At 73.5% G+C, this 20,164-nt stretch carries 15 protein-coding genes; 8 read left to right on the forward strand and 7 right to left on the reverse strand.

The window, feature by feature from the left end:
• Positions 1-8: 8 nt before the first annotated feature.
• The gene (locus ACIPN7_RS17360; RefSeq protein ID WP_400544715.1) at positions 9-1,025 is read right to left on the reverse strand and encodes a LacI family DNA-binding transcriptional regulator; all 1,017 of its coding nucleotides are present in this window, start codon (positions 1,023-1,025) and stop codon (positions 9-11) included.
• A 173-nt stretch (positions 1,026-1,198) separates the two neighbouring features.
• Between ACIPN7_RS17360 and ACIPN7_RS17365 the strand changes: the two genes are divergently transcribed.
• Genes ACIPN7_RS17365 through ACIPN7_RS17390 form a run of 6 tightly spaced genes read left to right on the forward strand, consistent with a single transcriptional unit; the run spans position 1,199 to position 7,929 of the window.
• The gene (locus ACIPN7_RS17365; RefSeq protein WP_400544718.1) at positions 1,199-1,807 is read left to right on the forward strand and encodes a TRAP transporter small permease; all 609 of its coding nucleotides are present in this window, start codon (positions 1,199-1,201) and stop codon (positions 1,805-1,807) included.
• The gene (locus ACIPN7_RS17370; RefSeq protein WP_400544721.1) at positions 1,804-3,078 is read left to right on the forward strand and encodes a TRAP transporter large permease; all 1,275 of its coding nucleotides are present in this window, start codon (positions 1,804-1,806) and stop codon (positions 3,076-3,078) included. The genes ACIPN7_RS17365 and ACIPN7_RS17370 overlap by 4 nt, the downstream gene beginning before the upstream one ends.
• 49 nt (positions 3,079-3,127) lie before the next feature.
• Entirely contained in the window at positions 3,128-4,150 is a 1,023-nt protein-coding gene (locus ACIPN7_RS17375; protein WP_400544724.1) for a DctP family TRAP transporter solute-binding subunit, read from the forward strand.
• Positions 4,147-5,187, forward strand: coding sequence for a phosphotriesterase (locus ACIPN7_RS17380; RefSeq protein ID WP_400544727.1), 1,041 nt, complete (start codon positions 4,147-4,149; stop codon positions 5,185-5,187). Before ACIPN7_RS17375 ends, ACIPN7_RS17380 begins: the two co-directional genes overlap by 4 nt.
• Entirely contained in the window at positions 5,184-6,092 is a 909-nt protein-coding gene (locus ACIPN7_RS17385) for a shikimate dehydrogenase (protein ID WP_400544730.1), read from the forward strand. The genes ACIPN7_RS17380 and ACIPN7_RS17385 overlap by 4 nt, the downstream gene beginning before the upstream one ends.
• Before the next feature lies 1 nt (position 6,093).
• Entirely contained in the window at positions 6,094-7,929 is a 1,836-nt protein-coding gene (locus ACIPN7_RS17390; protein ID WP_400544733.1) for a TIM barrel protein, read from the forward strand.
• Positions 7,930-7,936: 7 nt separating this feature from the next.
• On the opposite strand, the gene ACIPN7_RS17395 is transcribed toward ACIPN7_RS17390, so the two are convergent.
• Positions 7,937-9,829 carry a hypothetical protein gene (locus ACIPN7_RS17395; RefSeq protein ID WP_400544736.1) on the reverse strand — a complete coding sequence of 631 codons (1,893 nt, stop codon included), beginning with the start codon at positions 9,827-9,829 and terminating at the stop codon, positions 7,937-7,939.
• A gap of 102 nt (positions 9,830-9,931) precedes the next feature.
• Between ACIPN7_RS17395 and ACIPN7_RS17400 the strand changes: the two genes are divergently transcribed.
• Both ACIPN7_RS17400 and ACIPN7_RS17405 read left to right on the forward strand, forming a co-directional pair.
• A complete protein-coding gene (locus tag ACIPN7_RS17400) occupies positions 9,932-10,591 on the forward strand; it encodes a DUF7019 family protein (protein ID WP_400544739.1) in 660 nt (219 codons plus the stop codon).
• Positions 10,592-10,597: 6 nt separating this feature from the next.
• Complete coding sequence (locus tag ACIPN7_RS17405) at positions 10,598-15,496, forward strand: protein kinase (protein ID WP_400544742.1); 4,899 nt, start codon at positions 10,598-10,600, stop codon at positions 15,494-15,496.
• On the opposite strand, the gene ACIPN7_RS17410 is transcribed toward ACIPN7_RS17405, so the two are convergent.
• The 5 genes from ACIPN7_RS17410 to ACIPN7_RS17430 all read right to left on the reverse strand — a co-directional run bounded on the left by ACIPN7_RS17410 (position 15,493) and on the right by ACIPN7_RS17430 (position 20,095).
• Complete coding sequence (locus ACIPN7_RS17410; protein ID WP_400544745.1) at positions 15,493-15,834, reverse strand: hypothetical protein; 342 nt, start codon at positions 15,832-15,834, stop codon at positions 15,493-15,495. The genes ACIPN7_RS17405 and ACIPN7_RS17410 overlap by 4 nt on opposite strands.
• A 47-nt stretch (positions 15,835-15,881) precedes the next feature.
• Positions 15,882-16,712, reverse strand: coding sequence for a carbohydrate ABC transporter permease (locus ACIPN7_RS17415; protein ID WP_400544748.1), 831 nt, complete (start codon positions 16,710-16,712; stop codon positions 15,882-15,884).
• Entirely contained in the window at positions 16,712-17,680 is a 969-nt protein-coding gene (locus ACIPN7_RS17420; RefSeq protein ID WP_400544750.1) for a carbohydrate ABC transporter permease, read from the reverse strand. The genes ACIPN7_RS17415 and ACIPN7_RS17420 overlap by 1 nt, the downstream gene beginning before the upstream one ends.
• Positions 17,681-17,683: 3 nt before the next feature.
• Complete coding sequence (locus ACIPN7_RS17425; protein ID WP_400544753.1) at positions 17,684-19,033, reverse strand: ABC transporter substrate-binding protein; 1,350 nt, start codon at positions 19,031-19,033, stop codon at positions 17,684-17,686.
• A gap of 75 nt (positions 19,034-19,108) precedes the next feature.
• Complete coding sequence (locus tag ACIPN7_RS17430) at positions 19,109-20,095, reverse strand: LacI family DNA-binding transcriptional regulator (protein WP_400544756.1); 987 nt, start codon at positions 20,093-20,095, stop codon at positions 19,109-19,111.
• Positions 20,096-20,164: the final 69 nt, after the last annotated feature.

Genomic DNA, 20,164 nt, shown 5'->3' on the forward strand with positions numbered 1-20,164 from the left:
ACCGGAGTTTAGCGAGAAGCGGACAAATGGGGTGGTGGAACGCGCGGCGCCGGGCCCGACGACTCGCGCAGCACCAGCTCCGTCGGCAGCCTGACCTGCTCGCCGACCTGCGTCGCCCGCCCGGCGAACTGGTCGATCAGCAGCTCGACGGCCAGCCGGCCGGCGTGCGCGCCCGGGCCGCCGAGGGTGGTCAGCGACGGGTGGACGAACTCGGAGGCGAAGATGTCGTCGAAGCCGACCACGCTGACGTCGTCGGGCACCCTGATGCCGCGCTGGGTGAGCCGGCGGATGACGCCGAACGCCAGCAGGTCGTTGTGGGCGACGATCGCCGTCGCCCCGGTGCGCAGCGCGCCGTCGGCCGCCGCGCCGCCGTTGGCGACGTTCGGGGTGTACGGGCCGACGCGGTGCGCCGTCAGGCCGTGCTCCTCCGCGCCGGCGCTCAGGGCCGCCCAGCGCACCGCGCCCATCCAGGATCCCGGCGGTCCGGCGCAGTAGGTGAAGCTCCGGTGCCCCAGCGAGGCGAGGTGCTCCAGGATCTGCTGGCAGCCCGTGGCGACGGCCATCGTCACGCTCGTCAGCCCGGCCAGCTCGCGGTTGAGCAGCACCACGCGGTGCTTCTCCGCCAGGGCGACCAGGGCGTCGTCGGAGAGCCGGCTGGCCGCCAGGACGAAGCCGTCGACCGTGGGCGACAGGTCGCGTACCTGGCTCTCCTCGATGCGCTGCGACTCCTCCGCGTTGACGATCACGAGCGTGACGTCGGACGCCTTGGCGCGCTGCTCCGCGCCGCGGATGAGCTCGAAGAAGTGCGGGTTCGTGATGTCGGACAGGACCATCGCGATGGTCCGGTGCCGACCGCCCGGCAGCGCCCGGTTCTGCGGGCTGTGCTCGTACCCGAGCTCGGCGGCGGCGGCCTGCACCCGCTGCCGGGTCGCCTCGTTGACCCGGCCGGGCCTGTTGAAGGTGCGCGAGACCGTCGACGCGGCCACGCCCGCCGCCTTCGCGACGTCGTAGATCGTGGGCTGCACCTGGGCATCTAGCCACAGTGCTGGCAACTTTGGCAACTGCTTGCGCAACTTGTCGGGCGGTTTCTACTGTCGCGGCAGTGACGACGCCACACGCCGACGTGTGGCGGCGACCGCACCACACGCAGCCGTGTGGCTCTACGGAAGGGGACCGTCACGATGTACGTGAACCGTGCATGAACCAGGACCTGAACCCGGCCACCGCACCTGGCTCGGAGCCGGGCGACGACCGCACCGGGAAGCGGGTCCTGGACCGCGTCGTGGCCGTGCTCACGGCCACCGAGCTCACGATCGCCTGCGTGGCCGCGGCGATGATCTTCGTGCTCATCCTGTTCCAGGCCGTGCAGCGCTACCTGCCGCTGCCGCAGGTCGTCTGGACCGGTGAGCTCTCGCAGTTCGCGCTGATCTGGCTCACCTTCGTCGCGGCGGGCGTGCTGGTCACCCGCAACGGCCACATCGCGATCCAGCTGGTCGACAGCCTGCCCAGCGCGACGGCGGTCCGGATCATCCAGACGTTCGCCATGGTGCTGGTCGCACTGATCGCCGGCGCGTTCGCCTGGGCCTGCTGGGAGCTCGTGTCCTCGGCCGGGTTCCTGGCCTCGCCCGCGCTCGGCCTGCCGATGTCCTGGGTGTACGCGGTGGCGCTGATCGGCCTGGTGAGCGCCACCGTCCGGGCCGCCTTCTCCGCGGTGCGGATCGCCCGGTTCGGGATGCCGCCGGCGGAGTACGACGAGATCGCGATCGCGACGAGCGAGCTCGGCGCAGAGGGCGAGGACCGGCGATGACCGTGCTGCTGCTCCTGATCGCGATCCTCGCGCTCCTCGCGCTGCGCGTGCCCGTCGCGTTCGCGTTCCTCGGACCCGGCCTGGGCTACCTGCTCCTGGAGGGCCAGTCGCTCGGCCTGCCCATGCGGCTGGTCGCCGACGCCACCAGCAACTTCGTGCTCCTGGCCGTCCCGCTGTTCGTGCTGCTCGGCGTGGTCGCCAACCACGCCGGCATCGCGGACCGCCTCTTCGACTTCGCCCTGGCCCTGTTCGGCCGGGTCCGCGGCGGGCTCGGCTACGTGAGCGTCGGCGTCAGCCTCGGCTTCTCCTGGATGAGTGGCTCCGCGGTGGCCGACGCCGCCGCCCTGAGCAAGGTCGAGATCCCGCCGATGCTGCGCGCCGGCTACTCCCGCAGGTTCGGCCTCGGCGTCGTCGGCGCGTCGGCGCTCATCGCGCCGGTGATGCCGCCGAGCATCCCCGCGGTCATCTTCGCCGGCCAGGCCTCGGTCTCGACCGGCGCGCTGTTCGCGGCCTCCGTGGTACCGGCGCTCCTCATGGTGGCCGGGTTGTGCGCGGTGGTCTTCCTGCTGGTGCGCCGCCAGCCCGACATCCGGCACATCGGCTTCTCCTGGTCCCGGCTCGCGGGGGCCGGCAAGCGGGTCGTGCTGCCCCTCGGGGCGCCGGTCGTCATCCTGGGCGGCATCCTCGGCGGGCTCTTCACCCCGACCGAGGCCGCCGCCGTCGGCGCGGCCTACATGATGGTGCTCGGCTTCGCCTACCGCCGGCTGCGGATCCGCGACCTGCCGCAGATCTTCGTCGAGACCGTGCTCACCACCGCGGCGATCATGCTGATCGTCTCGTCCGCCGCGCTGCTCGGGTACGTCCTGGCCAAGGAGCGGGTGCCCCAGGCGCTCGCCGAGCTCGTGCTCGGCGTCACCGGCGACGGCACGGTCTTCCTGCTGCTCGTCATGCTCCTGATGCTCGTGCTCGGCACGGTGATCGACGCGACGGCCACGCTCGTGCTCGTGGTGCCGATCCTGATGCCCATCGCCACCAGCCTCGGCGTGGACCCGATCCTGCTCGGCGTCGTGATGATCCTCTCGCTGATGATCGGGCTCCTGACGCCGCCGGTGGGCACCGTGCTCTACGTCCTGAGCTCCACCCAGAAGGTGCCGGTCGGCGAGGTGTTCCGGGGCTCCCTCCCGTTCATCGTGCCGCTGGTCCTGTGCTGCCTGCTGATCATCTTCGTCCCGGGCATCGCCACCTGGCTGCCCGCACAGCTCGGTCTGTAACCCAGAACCCGGCCGACGACGACGTCGGCCCGAACCGAAAGGACTTCCCATGATCCTGAGTCGCACCACCGCCGCGAGCGCGGCCGTGGTCCTGCCCCTCGTCCTGCTGACCGCCTGCGGCGGCTCCGGCGAGGACCCCGCGGCGGGTGGGGGTGGCGAGGTCGAGCTGACGCTCGCCCACAGCTACACCGAGGACCAGCCGCAGCACACCTGCGGCGCGCAGGTCATCAAGGAGGAGGCCGAGGCCGCCGACGTCGGGATCACCGTCGAGGTGTACCCGAACAGCCAGCTCGGCGCCGACGCCGACCGCATCGCGTCGGTGCAGTCGGGGGACATCGACATCGACATCCAGGGCGCCTCGGCGCTGGCCGCCGTCTACGAACCCGCCGGGGTGATCGACGCGGCCTACGGGTTCGACGACGCGGAGCACCTGAACCGGTTCTTCACCGACGGCTCCGCCGACCAGCTCGAGCAGGACTTCAAGGAGGCCTCCGGCGGCGTGTCGATCCTCGGTGCCTGGTCGGCCGGTGCCCGGCAGTTCACGGCGAACGAGCCCATCCGCGAGCCGGCCGACCTGGAGGGCCTGCGGATGCGGTTCCCCGGCTCCGGGCAGTACCTGCTGAACGCGCAGGCGCTCGGGGCCGAGGCCACCGAGGTCGCCTACGAGGAGCTCTACCTCGCGCTGCAGCAGGGCGTCGTGGAGGGCCAGGAGAACCCGCTGACCAACATCGACGCGAGCAACCTGGTGGAGGTGCAGGACTACGTCAGCATGTCCGCGCACCAGCAGAACTCCAACCTGATCGTGGTCGCGCCGACCTACGACACCGAGCTGAGCGACGAGCAGCGCCAGGCGCTCGACGACGCCGTCGCGGCCGCCGTCGAGCAGATGCCGGGCTGCGTCGAGGAGTCCGAGCAGGAGATCCTCGACCGGTGGGAGCAGGAGGGCGCCGTCGAGATCGTCGACGACGTCGACCAGGAGGCCTTCGCGCAGCAGACCGACGCGTGGTTCCAGGAGAACCTCGAGGGCGACTCGCTGGCGGTGTACGAGGCCATGCGGAGCTCCGCACAGTGACGCACGACCCGGCCGGCGCCGCCGTTCCGAGCAGCCCCGCACCGGCCGGCCCCGTGCCGACCTACCAGGGCCGGATCGACGGCGCCGACCTGGGCTGGACGCTCACCCACGAGCACGTCTTCGTGCTGGCCCCCGAGCTCGACCGCGACCACCCGCACCCCGAGTGGGACCCCGAGCGCGCGGTCGACACCGCCGTCCGCGGCCTGGCCGAGCTGTACCGGCTGGGTGTGCGGACCGTGGTCGACCTGACCGTCCCGGGCTTGGGGCGCGACCTCGCCCTGGTGCGGCAGGTCGCGCGGCGGACGCCGGTCAACCTCGTGGCCGCGACGGGCTGGTACACCGACGACGTGCTGCCGCCGTACTTCCGGACCCACGGGCCCGGTCGGCTGGTCGGCGGCCCGGACCCGCTGGCCGAGATGTTCCGGCGCGACGTCACCGACGGCATCGGGGACAGCGGGGTCCGCGCCGGGATGCTGAAGGTGGTCACCGGCGCCCCCGGCCTGACGCCGGACGTCACCCGCGTCATGGCGGCGGCCGCGCAGGTGCACGGCGAGACCGGCGTGCCGATCACGACGCACAGCGAACCGGCCCTGCGGACCGGCCTCGACCAGACCACGTTCCTCGCGCGGCACGACGTCGACCTGACGCGCGTGGTCGTCGGGCACAGCGGCGACAGCGAGGACCTCGACTACCTGCTGGCCCTGCTCGACACCGGGGTCACGCTCGGGATGGACCGGTTCGGGATGGCCCACACCGGCGACGACGAGAAACGGATCGGCATCGTCCTCGCGCTGCTGGCCCGGGGGTACGCCGGCCAGCTCGTGCTCTCCCAGGACTGCGCCTGGTTCAGCCGCGTCACCCCGCCGTCCTGGCGGCGTGCCCGCACGCCCTCCTGGACCCACGACCACCTCAGCCGGCGCATCATCCCGCGGCTCCTGGCGGCCGGCACCGACCCGCGCGACGTCGAGAGGATGATGGTGGACAACCCACGCCGCCTCCTGGCGGGCGAGACCGGCGGGCAGGCGGGCGAGCGATGAGCCGCGCCTACCGGGTCGCGCTGCTCGGCAACGGCATCAAGCCGTCCCTGTCTCCCGCGCTGCACATGGAGGAGGCCCGGCACCTCGGGCTCGACTACGAGTACCGGATCGTCGACCTCATCGACCGCGCGGACGTCGACCTGGGCGCCGAGCTGCGCCGCCTGGAGGACGCCGGGTTCGCCGCCGCCAACGTGACCCACCCGTTCAAGCAGTCCGTGCTGGAGCACGTGCAGCACCCCAGCCCGACCGTGCGGCGGCTCGGCTCGGCCAACCTGGTGCTGTTCGACCGTGGCCAGGACGCGCAGCACGGCCATGGTCGTACCGCGCACAACACCGACCGCACCGGGTTCGGGACCGCGCTGGAGGGCTTTCTGGCGCAGAACGCCGCCGTGGCCGCGACCAGCACCGTGCTCCAGGTCGGCGCGGGCGGCGCCGGGGCGGCCACGGCGTCGGCCCTGCTCGACCTGGGCTTCGGGCGGATCGTCGTGCACGACGTCGTCGAGGCCGCCGTCGGCGCGCTGCTCGGCCGGCTCGGCGACGCGGCGGGCGAGGGTCCCGCCCGGCTGCGGAGCGCCGGCGGCTCGCTCGACGACTGGCTGCCGCGCGTCGACGGCGTCGTCCACGTCACCCCGGTCGGCATGGCCGAGCACCCGGGTATCGCGTTCGACGTCGACCGGCTGAGCCGCGGCGCGTGGGTCGCCGAGGTCGTCTACCGGCCCCTGGAGACGGAGCTGGTGCGGCGCGCCCGCGCCCGCGGCCTCGCGACCCTCGACGGCGGCGGGATGGCGGTGGGGCAGGCCGTGGAGAGCATGCGGCTGATCACCGGCCTCGAACCCGACGTCGGCCGGATGCACGCCCACTTCCGCCGGCTCGTCGGCGGACCCGACGCCCCGCCGGAGGCCTGACATGCGCAAGTCCATCGCGACCGTCTGCCTCAGCGGCAGCCTGGAGGACAAGCTCTACGCCTGTGCCGACGCCGGCTTCGACGGCGTCGAGATCTTCGAGCCGGACCTCGTGGTCAGCGACCGCAGCCCCGAGGAGATCCGGGCGCTCGCGGACCGGCTCGGCCTGAGCCTGGACCTGTACCAGCCGTTCCGGGACTTCGAGGGCGTCACGCCCGACGTGCTGGAGGAGAACCTGCGCCGCGCCCGGGCGCGCCTCGAGACCATGCGGCGGCTCGGCATCGACACCGTGCTGGTCTGCAGCAACGTCGCGACCGCGACCGTCGGCTCCGACCGGGTGGCGGCAGAGCAGCTGCGCCGGCTGGGCGACGTCGCGGCGTCCTACGGCGTCCGCGTGGCCTACGAGGCGCTGGCCTGGGGCCGGTACGTCGACGACTACCGGCACTCCTGGCGGATCGCGCAGCTCGCCGACCACGAGGCCGTCGGGGTGTGCCTGGACAGCTTTCACATCCTGTCCCGCGGGCACGACCCGGCCGCGATCGAGGAGATCCCGGGGGAGAAGATCTTCTTCGTCCAGCTCGCGGACGCCCCGGCGCTCACCATGGACGTGCTCTCCTGGAGCCGCCACCACCGGCTGTTCCCCGGTGAGGGGGCCTGGGACCTCGGCCGGTTCGTCACCCACCTCGTGCGGGCGGGGTACACGGGGCCGCTGTCGCTGGAGGTCTTCAACGACGTCTTCCGGCAGACCGACACCGGCCGGACCGCCCAGCACGCCCTGCGCTCCCTGGTCTGGCTCGAGGACCGGGCGGCCCGGCTCCTCGCCCAGGAGGGTGACGGCGCGGACGCCGGAGCCGCGCTCGACCGGATCGCGGACGTGGACGTGCCCACCGGCTACGACTACGTGGAGATCAAGGCCGAGGACACCGGTGCGGTCGAGGTCATGCTCGACCAGCTCGGCCTGTCCTTCCGGGGTCAGCACCGCACCAAGCCGGTGCGGCTGTGGTCGTCCGGCCAGGCGCGCGTCGTGCTCAACGAGCAGCACGCCCGGGACCTGGAGCCGCACCTGGCGGGGATCGGCCTGGGCGTGGCCGACGCTGCGGCGGCGAGCGACCGGGCCCGCGCCCTGGCCGTGCGGGCGGCGCCGCGCCGGACCCAGGCCGGGGAGCAGGACCTGGCCGGGTTCGTCGCACCCAGCGGGCTCGAGGTGTTCCTCAACGACCGGCGCACCGAGACACGGAGCGGCGTCGAACCGGCCTGGGCCGCCGAGTTCGACCACGGACGTCCCGGTCCCGCCCGGGAGATCGTCGGCGTCGATCACGTCAACGTCTCCCACGGCTGGGACGCGCACGACGAGGCCGTGCTCTTCTACACCAGCGTGCTGGGCCTGGAGAAGCCGACGGCGACCGAGGCCGCCGGGCCGCAGGGGCTGGTGCGGAGCCAGGTCATGCGCACGGGGAACGGCGCCGTGCGGATCTCGCTCAACGTCGCGCCGCTCGATGTCTCCCACCCCCAGCACATCGCGCTGGCCTGCACCGACATCTTCGCGGTCGCCCGCCGGGCGGAGGACCGCGGGCTGCCGCGCGTGCCCGTGCCGGACAACTACTACGACGACCTGCGGGCCCGGTTCGGGCTCGACGACGCGACGCTTGGCCGCCTGCGCGACCACCAGCTCATGTACGACCGCTCCGCGGCGGGCGAGTTCTGGCACTTCTACACGCCGCGGGTCGGCAGCGTGTGCTTCGAGGTGCTCCAGCGGACGGGCAGGTACGACGTCTACGCGGGGGACAACACCTCGGTGCTGCTCGCCGCCCAGGACCGGCTGGACCGGGGCCGCCGGTGAGGTCCGGTCAGCGCCGCTCGTTGTTCGCGATGATCTGGTCGAAGGTCGCCCTGAGGGCCCTGGCGTCGTGGAGCAGGCGGCGCGCCGACTCGTCGAGACCGGGGCCGGTCTCGAAGGCGGCGAGGTCCGCGCGGTGCCGGAGGTCCTCGCACTCCGCGACGATCGGCAGCCGGGTCGGGGCGGCGAGGATCAGCGGCATCAGGGCCTCCATGCCCAGCGCGGCACGCAGGATCCTGATGCTCTCCGGGCGCGGCTCGATCGTCAGCGCCTCGATCGCCTCGCCGAGCCCGTCCGACGTCGCCCGCAGCCCCAGCAGGAGGTCCCCCTGGCGGGCCTTCGAGTCGGCGATCGCGCCGATCACCCGGACGTAGGCGAGGCGGTGCAGGGGGCTGACGTCGTGGGTGACGAAGCCGAGCAGGCCCGCGGCGTCCAGGCAGAGGGTCGCCGGCTCCCACTGGCGGGACTCCACGTATGCGCTGCCGATCTTCCGGAGCCGGTCCATGAGCCGAGGCGCCTGTTCCACCTCCGGGTCGGGCAGGCGTGACAGCACCTCGGCCGCCTCGACCTGCGACAGCGATCCCTGCAGCCGGAAGTGCAGGAGCTGGGCGGCGATGCTGACCCCTCGTCGCAGCTCGGTCCTGTCGACCACCGGGTCCTCGTCGCCGGCGATCAGCTCCTCGGCCTCGGTGAACCACGCGGCGGCCTCGACGGACGACGACCGGACCAGCGCCGTCTGCCCGGCCGACGCCAGCGCCCAGGCCAGCACCGGGACGAGGTCGGGCCGGTCGAGCGTCTCGAACCGCACCACCCGGAGCGCCGCGCCGGCGGCCGCCGGACCGTCACCTCCCGCCAGGGCCAGCGCCTCGGCCGCGTACAGGTCGTCCACGGCGCGCCGGAGCGGCGCGGAGGACCTGGCGAGCTCCCGGACCGGACCGAGGCCCCGCTCGGTGGAGACGGCGGTGAGCACGCGACCCTCGGCGGTATGGGCGGCCGGCCGGGACCGGACCGGGCCCACGGGCCGCCACGGCGCCCACGGTGTCCCGGGGAGGTAGGCCCACTCGTCCAGCCCGAGCGCCGAGGTCAGCGACTTCCGCAGGAGCACGAGGAGCGACGGAAGGCTCGGCAACGTCCCGGAGCGCACCAGGTCGGCGGCGAGCGGCCAGTCGTCCAGCTCGCGCAGCTGCGCGAGGACGGTGTTGTGCATCATGCCTTCGAGCAGGTCGGCGCCCCGGCCGACGTCGTCGAAGCTGACCCGGTAGGGGATCTTGTTGGTCCACGTCCCTTTCCTGAGCTCCCGGAGCCAGTCCGACGCGCCCCTGTCCGAGGACCACGTGATCTCCCGGGGCAGCTCGACGCCCTCCTCGACCTCGGCCAGGAAGCCGTGGGTGCGGCGTGCGCGCCGGAAGACGTACAGCACGGCCTGCTCGGCCGGGTCCCGGCGGCCGACCAGGCCGACGACGCGCAGCAGCTCGATCGGCGCCCGGGCCTCACCCAGCCAGGGCGGGTCCGCGGGAGGAGCGGCCATCGACCGGGCCGCCGCCCCGGCCAGCTCCTCGATCTCGCCGTCGTTGGCGGCCGTTATCGCGTACAGGACCGCCCGGGCCTCGGGAGTCCCGTGCGCCGCCAGGCCCCGGACGATCCCCTCGCGACCCGGGCCGTCGCAGAGGTCGGCGGCCAGGTGCATCGGAGCGCTGGCGCGCGCCCCGAGATGCTCTGCCAGCGCGGCGTCCGACGCCAGGAGGAGGTCGCTGCCCGCGGCGAGCGCGTGGTCCACGAAGGGGGAGACCTCGTCGTGCGGGGCGCCGTCCCCGCCGGGCGGCCCGAAGGCCGCGGGACGGTAGTCGGTCCGGACAGTGGGGCGGCTTGCGTCGGCGTCGCGTCCTCGCGTCCCGAAGGGCATGCGTCCCATCATCCCGTAGATCGCGCTCTTGTCAGCCCGTTCTCGCAGGTCCCGCGGCACGGCGGGCCGATAGCATGACCGAACCCCGATCGAGGAGCCACGGTGTCGCTGAGCTACTACCTGTACGTCTCGGACGCGAAGATCGACATGATGCTGCAGCAGATCGATCCGGGCTCGACCCAGGGGCACCAGACCGAGTTCTCCATCGGCCTCAAGGTGTTCGGCGCCCGGCGGACGGTCGTGGCCGAGGCGGGGGCCGACCGGATCGCCCGGCTCGAACGGGTCCTGCGCTACCTGAGCGACACCCGGTCGATCGGATCGCTGGACGCCCCGGAGAGCTTCTTCTGGGGGATGATGCCGATGCGCTGGAACGTCATCCCGACCGAGCTCAGCGGTCCGCTGGCCTTCTTCGGCGGCACCTGGAACGGCATGTCGGTCGGGCTGGGCGGGTCGAGCCGCCACGTGCTCGGTGCGGGCACCGCGGACGCCGGGTTCTTCTCCGGTTCGATGACCCCGACGATCCTCGGCGGCATCGCCTCGTCGGAGCTGGAGGACGAGCTCGTCGTGGACGCCGTGCAGGACGAGCTCGACGGTGACCTCGACGCGCTGGAGACCGTCAGGAAGGCGGTCTCGGGCCTGACCGGCCCCACGCAGAACGTCGAGTTCGTCGCCAAGCGCCTGCTGCACGGCGACGCCGGCGGCCCCGGCGCCGCGCGGTCGGTGCTGCTCGGCACGCCCGTGTACGTCGCGCTGGTGGACTGAGCCGACGTGCCGGGTGCCGACGGCTCGTCCGACTGGCGGCCCGGCGACGTCCTCCTCGACCTCTACGAGGTGGTGCGCGGGAAGGCCAAGGGCGCCATGGGCGTGGTCTACCGGGTGCACCACCCGGTCTGGGGGATCGACCTGGCCGTCAAGGTGCCGCGCGGGGCCCTGCTGCACTCGCCGGACGCGGTGCGCGAGTTCGAGAACGAGGCGGAGACCTGGGCCGGCCTGGGGGTCCATCCCCATGTCGTGAACTGCGCCTACGTCCGCCGCATCGAGAACACCCCCGCCGTCTTCGCGGAGTGGGCCTCCGGCGGCAGCCTCGCGGAGGCCGTCCGCTCCGGCAGGCTCTACGCGGACGACCCGGTCGGATCCGTGCTCGACGTCGCGATCCAGTCCGCCTGGGGCCTGGCGTTCGCACACGGCCAGGGCATGGTCCACCAGGACGTCAAGCCCGCCAACCTGATGCTCACCGCGGACGGGACGGTCAAGGTGACCGACTTCGGCCTCGCCAGGATGCGTCGCCTCGCCGGTGAGACCCCGGACGGCTCGGCCGGTGCGGCCGTCCGCCCGGTCGGGTTCAGCATGCCGTACCGCTCACCCGAGCAGGCCACGTCCGACGCCGGTACCGCACTGACCACGGCGACCGACGTGTGGTCCTGGGCGGTGACCGTCGTCGAGATGTTCCGGGGCGAGCGCCCGGACCGGAACGGCGAGGAGGCGGGTGCGCTCCTGGCCGGTCTCCGCCGCCGCGGCGTCGTCGACGGGCTGCCGGCGCTGCCCGGTCAGGTGGACGACCTGCTCGCCGAGTGCCTCCACCCGGATCCCGCCGCACGGCCGGCCGACCTCGGGGCCCTGGCCGAGCGGCTGGTCGCCCTGTACGCCGAGCTGACGGGCCGCGCCTACCCGCGGCGGCTCCCGTCCCAGGCGCGGCTGCTGGCCGACGGGCTCTCGAACCGGGCGCTGTCCCTGCTCGACCTCGGGCGCCCCGACCAGTCGGAACGCCTCTGGGAGCGGGCGCTCGACGTGGAGCCGCGGCACCTGCACACGGTGTACAACCGCGGGCTCCACCGCTGGCGAACCGGCCGGGCCGACGACGTCGAGGTCGTCCAGGAGCTGCTGGCGGCCGGCCCGGGCGACGACGACGGGACGCACGAGCACCTGCTCGGCCTGCTGCGCCGGGAACGTGGCGACCCGCCCTCCGCGCTGACCCTGGAGGGACACTCGTCCTCCATCGTGTCGGTCGCGGTCAGCGCGGACGGCGCGGTCGGCGCGAGCCTGGACGAGGGCGGCGTGCTGCGCGTCTGGGATCTCGGCACGGGCGCCCGCCGTACCGCGGTCCCGGCGGCCGAGAACGGCGGCGGGACCGTCGTGCTGGCGCCCGACGGCTCCTTCGCGGTCGTGCTCGACGGCATCGGGTACGCCAGGGTCTGGAACCTCTCGGCGCCGACGGCGCCCGTGCGCCTCGGGTCGCGGCTCGAGCGCGTCCGCGACGTCGCCGTCGCGCCCGGCGGGGCGCGGGTCGTCACGCTCGGGGTCGACGGCCGGGTCAGCGCGTGGCACCCGGCCACCGGCTCGCTCGTGGACACGTGGGAGCCGCCCGGTCCCACCGGCGACGGCCGTCCGCTCGCCCTGGACCCGACCGGCACCCGGCGCGCCGACCTCCGCGACGGCGCCCGCGTCGTCCTCTCGACGATCGGCGACCCGGCCGACCGCCAGGTGCTGCACGGCTGGAACGGCGACGTCCGGTTCACCGCGGCGGGGAACACGGCGCTCGCCGTCGCCGACGACGGGTCCGTCCGGGTGTTCGCGCCGGCCGGGGACGGGCTGCCCCGCGCGGGCGAGGCCGATCGCGCCACGCCCCGGAGGCCGACGGCCGAGCTCCGGGGCGCGCGCTGGCCGCTCGCTCCGAGCGGCGACGGCCGGTACGCGTACGGGGCCGGCGCGTGGTGGGACCTCGTCGTCGGGCGGTGCCTGCACACCGGGACGCACCGGGGCGACCTGTCGGCGGTCGACCATGCCGGGCGGGTGGCGCTCAGCGCGTCCGGGAGCAGCGCGACGGTGGAACGCCGGCCGGAGTCGGTCCAGGTCCCCTGGAGCTACACCCGCCCGCGGGACGCGGTCCTGCTCTCCACCGAGTCCGACGCGGCGAGCCGCGCCCTCGCGCGCTCCGCGAGCCTCGCCGCCGCCGGGCGCCTCCAGGAAGCCGCCCGGGTCGTCCGGGAGGCGCGCGATCTCCCCGGCCTGCGCCGCGACCCGCGGCTCACCGAACGGTGGCGGCGCCTCGGGGCCCGCGCCCGGCGGCTGTACCTCCAGGACGCCTGGCCCGTCCGGGAGCTGCGGCCGCCGCCGGACCAGGACTGGCGGCTGGGCGCCGCGTCCGAGGGACCGCTGGTGCTCGCGCACAGCCCCCGGCACCGCATCCCGTGGATAGTCGACCGGACCGCGCCCGAGGCGGTTCGGCCGCTGCGCCTCCACGCCGGACCCGTCACCGCCGCCGCCCTCAGCGCGGACGGCGGCGTCGCCGTGTCCGCGGCGTCGGACGCGCGCGTGATCGTGTGGGACGCCGCGCACGGCTCCGTGCGCCACCTCGTCGAGGCCCACACGAGCCCCCCGCTGGTCGTCGCGGCCGGCCGGGGGGTGGCCATGACCGGTTCCCTCGCCGGCGAGGTGGGCATCGTCGACGTCGACCGCGGGCTGCTCGCTCTCGCCGACGCGCACGCCGGCTCGGTGCGTGCGCTGGCCATCGCCCCGGGCGCCGAGATCGGTCTCTCCACCGCCGAGGACGGCAGCGTCTGCTCCTGGGACCTCAGGTCCGGGATGCTGCTGCGGACCCTGCGGTTCGAGGACGCGTGGGCGCACCGGGCCGCCCTCAGCCGGACCGGGCACCGCGCCGTGCTCTGGACGACCGACGACGAGCTGCGCCTGTGGAGCCCGCGCAACGGCGCGAAGCTCGCCGTGCTGAGCGCACCGCGCGGGGGCCGTCCCACGAGCTCGGGCACGCACTCCGGGTACGTCACCACCCGCGAGCCCGGCCACGCCGAGATGTGGGACCTCGACCGGCAGGGCGGTCGCGTGGCGATCAGCCTCGACGGGCGCTGGGCGCTGACGGTCGACCGGGCGGGCGCGCTGCGCACCTGGGACCTCGACAGCGGGCGGTGCACCACGACGCTGTCGGAGGGGGCGGTCGGTGTGACCGACCTGGCGGTCACACCCGGCTTCGACCTGGCCGCCGTCGCCCGGACCTCCCTGGTCGACCTGTGGGACCTGGCCACGGGAGAGCTGGTCCGGTCCCTCGATCTGGCGCCAGGTCTGGTGGCGGACCTCGTGCTCGCCCCCGACGGCGCCGCGCTGACCGTCGCCGACACCTCGGGGAGGCTCCGGGACTGGGTGCTGGACTGGGAGCTGGAGCTCCCCGCCGAGGGCGCGCCCGTCGACCCCGACACACCGGAGAGCACCGCGCAGGCCGGGACCGGCCGCGCCGACCTGGAGGTGGGCGACGGGGCCGAGGACGCCTGGGCACCGTGGCTGCGGCTGCTCGACGCCGAGCTCGCCCGCCGGGAGCTGCGCCGGCAGGTCCACCGGACGGTCGTTCGCGGTGCCGACCCGGGCACCGGGAGCGACGCGTCGTCCGACGCCGCGGCACTCGCCCGAGCGGTCGCCCTGCTCGACCTCCCCGACTCCGGGCTGACGGCCGGGGAGCGGGAGCAGCTGTCGCAGTTCCGGCGCCGCGTGGGGGAGGAGCTGTCGGCGCTGGCCGAGCTCGCCAGGTCGGCAGAGCGCGCCGGACGCCACCGCGACGCCGAGCCGCTGTGGCGGCTCGCCGTGGGCCTCAGGACCAACCTCGACGGTACGGCGGCGCCGGACACCCGGGCGGCCGTCCGCGACCTGGCCACCTGCTGGTCCGCGCTCGGGCACGTCGACGGGGCCCGGGCGTTGCTGACCGCCGCGGAGGTCGCGCCCCGGGCGGTGGAGGGCGACCTCGCCGACCACGCCTGGTCGGCCGCGCTCGACGCGGACGTCGAGCGGATGACGCGACGGCTCGTGGCCCTCCAGGCCGAGTCGAGACGTCTGCTCGACCGTGAGGGACCGCGTGCGGCCCGAGGCCCGGCCGAGGAGGCCCTGGCGGTCGCTCGCGTCGGCGCGGCGCAGGACCCGGCCGGCGTGCCGAACCTGGCACTGGCGCTCGCGTCCCTCGGCGACCTGTGCCGGGCGGCCGGGCTACCGTTCGCCGCCGCCCGGTACCTCGCCGAGGCACTCGTGACCTCGGTGCGGGCGGAGCGGGACGGCGTCCGGCTGATCGTCCCGCCGGACGAGGTCGCGAGCGCGCTCGTCGCCGCCACGGTCGGGATCGACTCGCCGTACGGCACCTGGTTCCGGTCCGGCGACCTCGCCAGGGTCCGCGAGGAGATCGACCCCTCCGAGCGCGGTCTGCTCCGCGAGCTGATGCACTGGTGCGACGAGGCAGGTCGCGAGCTCGCCGGCGGCGGTGCGTCGAACTGGGCCCTGTTCTGCCACGGCGCCTCGATGATCGTCGGCGAGGTGATGAGCGACGACGATCCGTCCTTCACGGACCCGCTGTGCGAGACGTTGCTGACCATCGCAGGGCTGAAGGCCGGCACGGGCGACCGATCGGCCGCGTTCCACCTGCTGCGCCGCGCCGTCGGCCTCGCGTACCACGCCTGCCTCGCGGACAAGGATGACGTGGAGCCACAGCGCACCCTGGCCGAGACGCTCGACCGGAGCGCGCCCGTCCTGGACCGGCTGGGCGAGGGTACGAACGCCAGGGCGGCCGAGCGGTCCGCTGCGGAGCTGCGCGCGAACGCGGCCGGCACGGCCTACGCGCGCGAGATCCCGTACGAGACGGAGCTGCTCGTCCAGGACCTCGTCGGCCGGGCTCGCTAGCGCCAGTCCTCGTCCGCCGACAGCACGGACGAGATGTCGTACTCCTGCTCGCGCTGGATGGGTGGGGCGTCGGTGAGCCACTGCTGGACGGCGAACCGGGCGACCACCTCGTCCCGGGTGATCCCGGTCTCGCCGAACCGGCCGTCGACCCACGGGGTCCACGACCACAGGTGGATCCGGTCGTCGCCGAGGTCCTCCATCATGAGGCGGTGGTTGTCGCTGGCCACCAGCATGGCGCCGACCAGGCGGTTGTAGTTCTCGACGGTGACGAGGTCCACCAGGCCGAGGTCGATCTGGTCGGCCGCGGTGGTGCGCAGGATTTCCTTCGCGGAAGGCACGGACACTCCTTGGGCTGGTCGGGGCTCTTGAGGCGTTGACGGGCGGCTCATACGGCGATCCCGCGGGAGACGTAGCCGTCGATGAAGGTGCGTTGCATGGTCAGGAAGAGCACGACGACGGGCAGGGCCATGATCAGGCCGGCCGCGCTGACCAGGGACCAGTCGGTCGTGAACCCCTGCTGGAACGAGTAGAGCGACAGTGCGACGGGCTGGAAGTCGCGGTCCTGGATGAAGGTGACGGCGAGCATGAACTCGTTGTAGGCCTGCAGCCCGGACACGAGGGCGGCCGTCAGGACCGCGGGCCGGATCATGGGGAGCACGATGCGGGCGAACACGCCCAGCTCGCCGGCGCCGTCCAGCCGGGCCGCCTCCTCGTACTCCCGGGGCATGCCGATCAGGAACGCCCGCACGAGCAGGGTGGCGAACGGGCTGTACACGGCCCAGTAGATGATGATCAGGCCGATGGGCTGGTTGTAGAGGCCCAGCGTGGACCACCAGCTCACGAGCGGGACCAGGAAGAGCTGGATCGGCAGCGACGAGGACACCAGCAGCCACAGGATCCACCCGCCCCCGCCGGGCAGGTCCAGGCGGGTCATTGCGTAGGCGGCCATGGTGGCGATCAGCGCGACGCCCGCCGCGGTGGCCACCGCGATGACCAGGCTGTTCAGGAGCGCGCCGCCCATGTGGGCCCGCTCCCAGGCCACGGCGAAGTTGCTCCAGCTCCAGGACTGCGGGAGGCCCAGCGGGTTGCTGTCGATCTCGCGGGCGGACTTGAGCGAGTTCGAGGCGAACACGAGCAGCGGACCGAGCGCGTAGACGCCGAGCAGCCCGAGGACGATCCACGTGACGGGCTGCGCGCTGCGGGCGGTGCCGGCCATCAGATGTCCCATCGCAGTCGTCGGCGCAGCGCGAGGTAGCCGAGCACGGTCGCGGCGCTGATGGCCGAGAGCAGCATCGCGACGGCCGAGGCGTACCCGTGGCGCTGGTTCTGGAAGGCCTCGCGGTAGAGCACCGTGCTGAGCACGTCGGTGGAGCCGGCCGGGCCGCCCTGCGTCAGCACGTAGACGTAGTCGAAGACGAGGAACGACCAGATCACGGTCATCAGGCCCAGGAAGACGAGGGTCGGCCGGATCATCGGCAGCGTGATGTGCCAGAACTCGCGCACCGGCCCGGCGCCGTCGAGCCGCACGGCCTCGTAGAGGGCCGGGTCCACCGACTGCATCGAGGCCAGGAAGATCACCAGCAGGAAGCCCCACCACTGCCACGTGTTCACGAAGGCCACCGAGCCGAGGGCGAGCGACGGGTTGCCGAGGAAGTTCACGTCCTCCAGGAACGGGATGCCGAGGGTCGCCAGGGCGGCGCCGATCCCGCCGTCCGGGTCCATGATCTGGCGCCAGACGGCGGCCGAGACCACGGTGGCCAGCACGTACGGGATGAAGTACAGGACGCGGAAGAACGCCTGGTGCCGGCGCAGCCGGGACAGCAGGAACGCGCCGACCAGCGCCATCGTCATCGGGACCACCAGGAAGAACAGCGTCCACACGACGTTGTGCACCAGCGCGCCGCCGACCGCGCCGGACCGGAGCATCTCGGCGTAGTTCGCCAGACCCACGAACCGGGGCGTGCTCAGCCCGTCCCAGTCGGTGAACGAGTAGTACACGGAGGCCAGTCCCGGCCCCGTGATCACGAGGAGGTTGACCACGAGCAGCGGCGCCACGAACACCCAGGCGAGCAGCCGGCGCTGCCGCCTGGCCCCCAGCGGCCGGCCCCGGAGGGCCGGCCGCGGTCCGCGACGCACCGGGGCCGCCGCCAGCGCGGTCCCGGTGGTCGCCGTCTCGGTGGTCACCCGTCAGTCCCCGTTCTGGGGGGTGAACGGGGTCAGGGTGGCACCGGCCTCGAACTCCTCGTCGAACACGTCCTGCATCCCGGACAGGTACTGCTCGGCGGTGCTGTCACCGGTCACGACCTTGTCGAACTCGGTGATCAGGTAGGAGTCGGTCTTGGGCGGGAAGAACGTCCAGGTCGCGTAGCCCACGTTGGTCGACTCGGGGATCTGGCTGTAGAGCTGGACCGTGCGCTCGTCGACCTCCTCGGGGAACTGGTCGGCGCTCACGGCCAGCGGGGGCGGGTTCTCGCCCGTGGCCGCCGTGTACGACAGCGCCCGGTCGACGTCGCCGGCCACGTGGTCGATGAACGACGCCGCGGCGTCGGGGTCGGCGGAGTCGGCGCTGACCGACAGCGCGGTGCCGATCGCCAGGGGGAACACGCCGGGCTCGACCGAGTCGCTCAGCGACGGCAGCGGCGCCCAGCCCCACGTCGACGGGTCCTCGAACACCTCGGAGAGCGAGTTGAACGACCAGGTGCCGCTCAGGTACATGGCGGTGGTCCCGTTGGCCAGGCCGGTCACGTTCGCGGTGTCGTCGGTGGTGAAGTAGGACTCCGCGCCGCCGGCCAGCCAGCCCTTGTCGATCCAGTCCTGGATCAGCTCGATCGCCGCGACGAACTCCGGGTCGGTGAACGAGGCCTCGCCCGTCAGCACGTCGTGGATCTTCTCGGGCCCGACCGCCGCGTTGAGGACGGCCGTCACCAGCCACTCGCTCATGCCCTGGTAGCCGGCGTTGCCGCCGCCGAGCGGCACCATGCCCGCCTCGTCGGCCTCCTGGGCGACCTTCTCGAACTCCGCCAGCGTGGTCGGCGGGGTCCAGCCGTGCTCCTCGAAGACCTCGGTGTTGTAGTACAGGACCATCGACCCGTAGCTGGCCGGGACCGACGAGACCTTGTCGTCGACGGTGCTGAGCTCGTAGGCCCAGGGCAGGAACGTGTCCTTCCAGCCGTACTCCTCCGCGTACTCGTCCAGCGGGATCGTCCGGTCCGCGCGGGCGAAGTCGGAGGCCGACGACGGGCCGTCCGAGTACACGATGTCGGGGGCCTGGCCGGCCGAGACCGCGGTGTCGGTGAGCTGGCCGATGGTGGTCAGCTCCTTGACCTCCATGTCGACCTGCACGTCGCTCTCCGCGTTGAACGAGTCGACGAAGATCTCCTGGAAGGCCTCCTCGGTGGTCGGCGCGTAGAACGCGCCCCAGTAGGTGACCTCGCCGCCGCTGCCGCTGCTGCCGCCGCCGCTCACGCAGCCGGCCAGGGCGACCGATACCGCGGCGGCGAAGCCGACCGGGGCCAGTACGTGCTTGGTGATTCTCAAGGTTCTCGTGTCTCTCTCGCGAGGGTGGATGGAGCCAGGCGGATAGAGCAGGTGGAACGAACTGCGGAGGTGCGGTCAGGTCGAGTCGCGCACGATCAGGCGGTTGGACAGGCCCACGGCGCGCGTCACCTCGGTGACCTCGCCGTCGAGCCGCTCCAGGAGCAGGCGCGCGCACGCGCGCCCGATCTCGCGGGCGGGGTTCTCGATGGTCGTCAGCGGCGGGTTGACCAGGGACGCCGCGTCGATGTCGTCGTAACCGGTCAGTGCCACGTCCTCGGGCACGCGCAGCCCGCGGGACCGGGCCGCGTCGAGCACGCCGATGGCGATCAGGTCGTTGGCCGCGACGATCGCGTCGGGCTTCTCGTCGCGGTCCAGCAGCGCGGCGGCGCCGTCGCGGCCGCCCTGGCGCGTGTATCGCGTGAAGACCACGTCGTCGTCGCGCAGCGGCAGGCCCGCCTCGCGCAGGGCGGCCCGGTACCCCTCCAGGCGCTGCTGGGTGGGGATCACCGACTCCTCGCCGCCGAGGAAGGCGATGCGCCGCCGGCCGCGCGCGACCAGGTGCGCGGTGACCTCGCGGGCGCCGCGGACGTCGTCGCTGTGCACGTAGTCGCCGCCGCCCGGCGGCTCCTCGCCGAGGGTGACGAACGGGATCCCGGCGTCGTGCAGCTCGGCCAGGCCGGCCGCGGGGATGCCGAACGGCGCGGCGACCATCGCGTCGACGCGGCGCGACAGGAGGCGGTGGATGGCGCTGGCCGACCGGTCCATGCCGCTGGCGTCGGTGACGGTCAGCAGGATGTCGCGGGGCACGAGCACGTCCTGCATACCTGCGGCGACGAGCGGGTAGAAGGGGTTCTCCAGGGTCGGGACGATCAGGGCGATCGTGCCGGTGCGCCCGCCGCGGAGCTGGGACGCGCCAGGGTGGGCGCGGTACCCGAGGTGGGTGATCGCGGCCTCCACCCGGGCCCGGGTCGCCGCCGAGACGGGCCGGTTCCCGGAGACGACCTGAGAGACCGTCGACATGCTCACGCCCGCGACCTCGGCCACCTCGCGTATTCCGACCATCACCCGCTCCTCGTCGACCCGTCGTTCGCCTCAGCATGCGCAAAAGGTTTTGGAGTAGCATCCTGCAAA

Origin of the sequence: Promicromonospora sp. NPDC090134 (assembly GCF_044746965.1) — a bacterium.
GTDB lineage: Bacteria > Actinomycetota > Actinomycetes > Actinomycetales > Cellulomonadaceae > Promicromonospora.

Excerpts from the sequence above, each read along its gene's own strand:
- ACIPN7_RS17365 (WP_400544718.1), top strand. The coding sequence starts at position 1,199 with ATGAACCAGGACCTGAACCCGGCCACCGCACCTGGCTCGGAGCCGGGC.
- ACIPN7_RS17370 (WP_400544721.1), top strand. The coding sequence starts at position 1,804 with ATGACCGTGCTGCTGCTCCTGATCGCGATCCTCGCGCTCCTCGCGCTG.
- ACIPN7_RS17375 (WP_400544724.1), top strand. The coding sequence starts at position 3,128 with ATGATCCTGAGTCGCACCACCGCCGCGAGCGCGGCCGTGGTCCTGCCC.
- ACIPN7_RS17385 (WP_400544730.1), top strand. The coding sequence starts at position 5,184 with ATGAGCCGCGCCTACCGGGTCGCGCTGCTCGGCAACGGCATCAAGCCG.
- ACIPN7_RS17390 (WP_400544733.1), top strand. The coding sequence starts at position 6,094 with ATGCGCAAGTCCATCGCGACCGTCTGCCTCAGCGGCAGCCTGGAGGAC.
- ACIPN7_RS17395 (WP_400544736.1), bottom strand. The coding sequence starts at position 9,829 with ATGCCCTTCGGGACGCGAGGACGCGACGCCGACGCAAGCCGCCCCACT.
- ACIPN7_RS17415 (WP_400544748.1), bottom strand. The coding sequence starts at position 16,712 with ATGGCCGGCACCGCCCGCAGCGCGCAGCCCGTCACGTGGATCGTCCTC.
- ACIPN7_RS17430 (WP_400544756.1), bottom strand. The coding sequence starts at position 20,095 with ATGGTCGGAATACGCGAGGTGGCCGAGGTCGCGGGCGTGAGCATGTCG.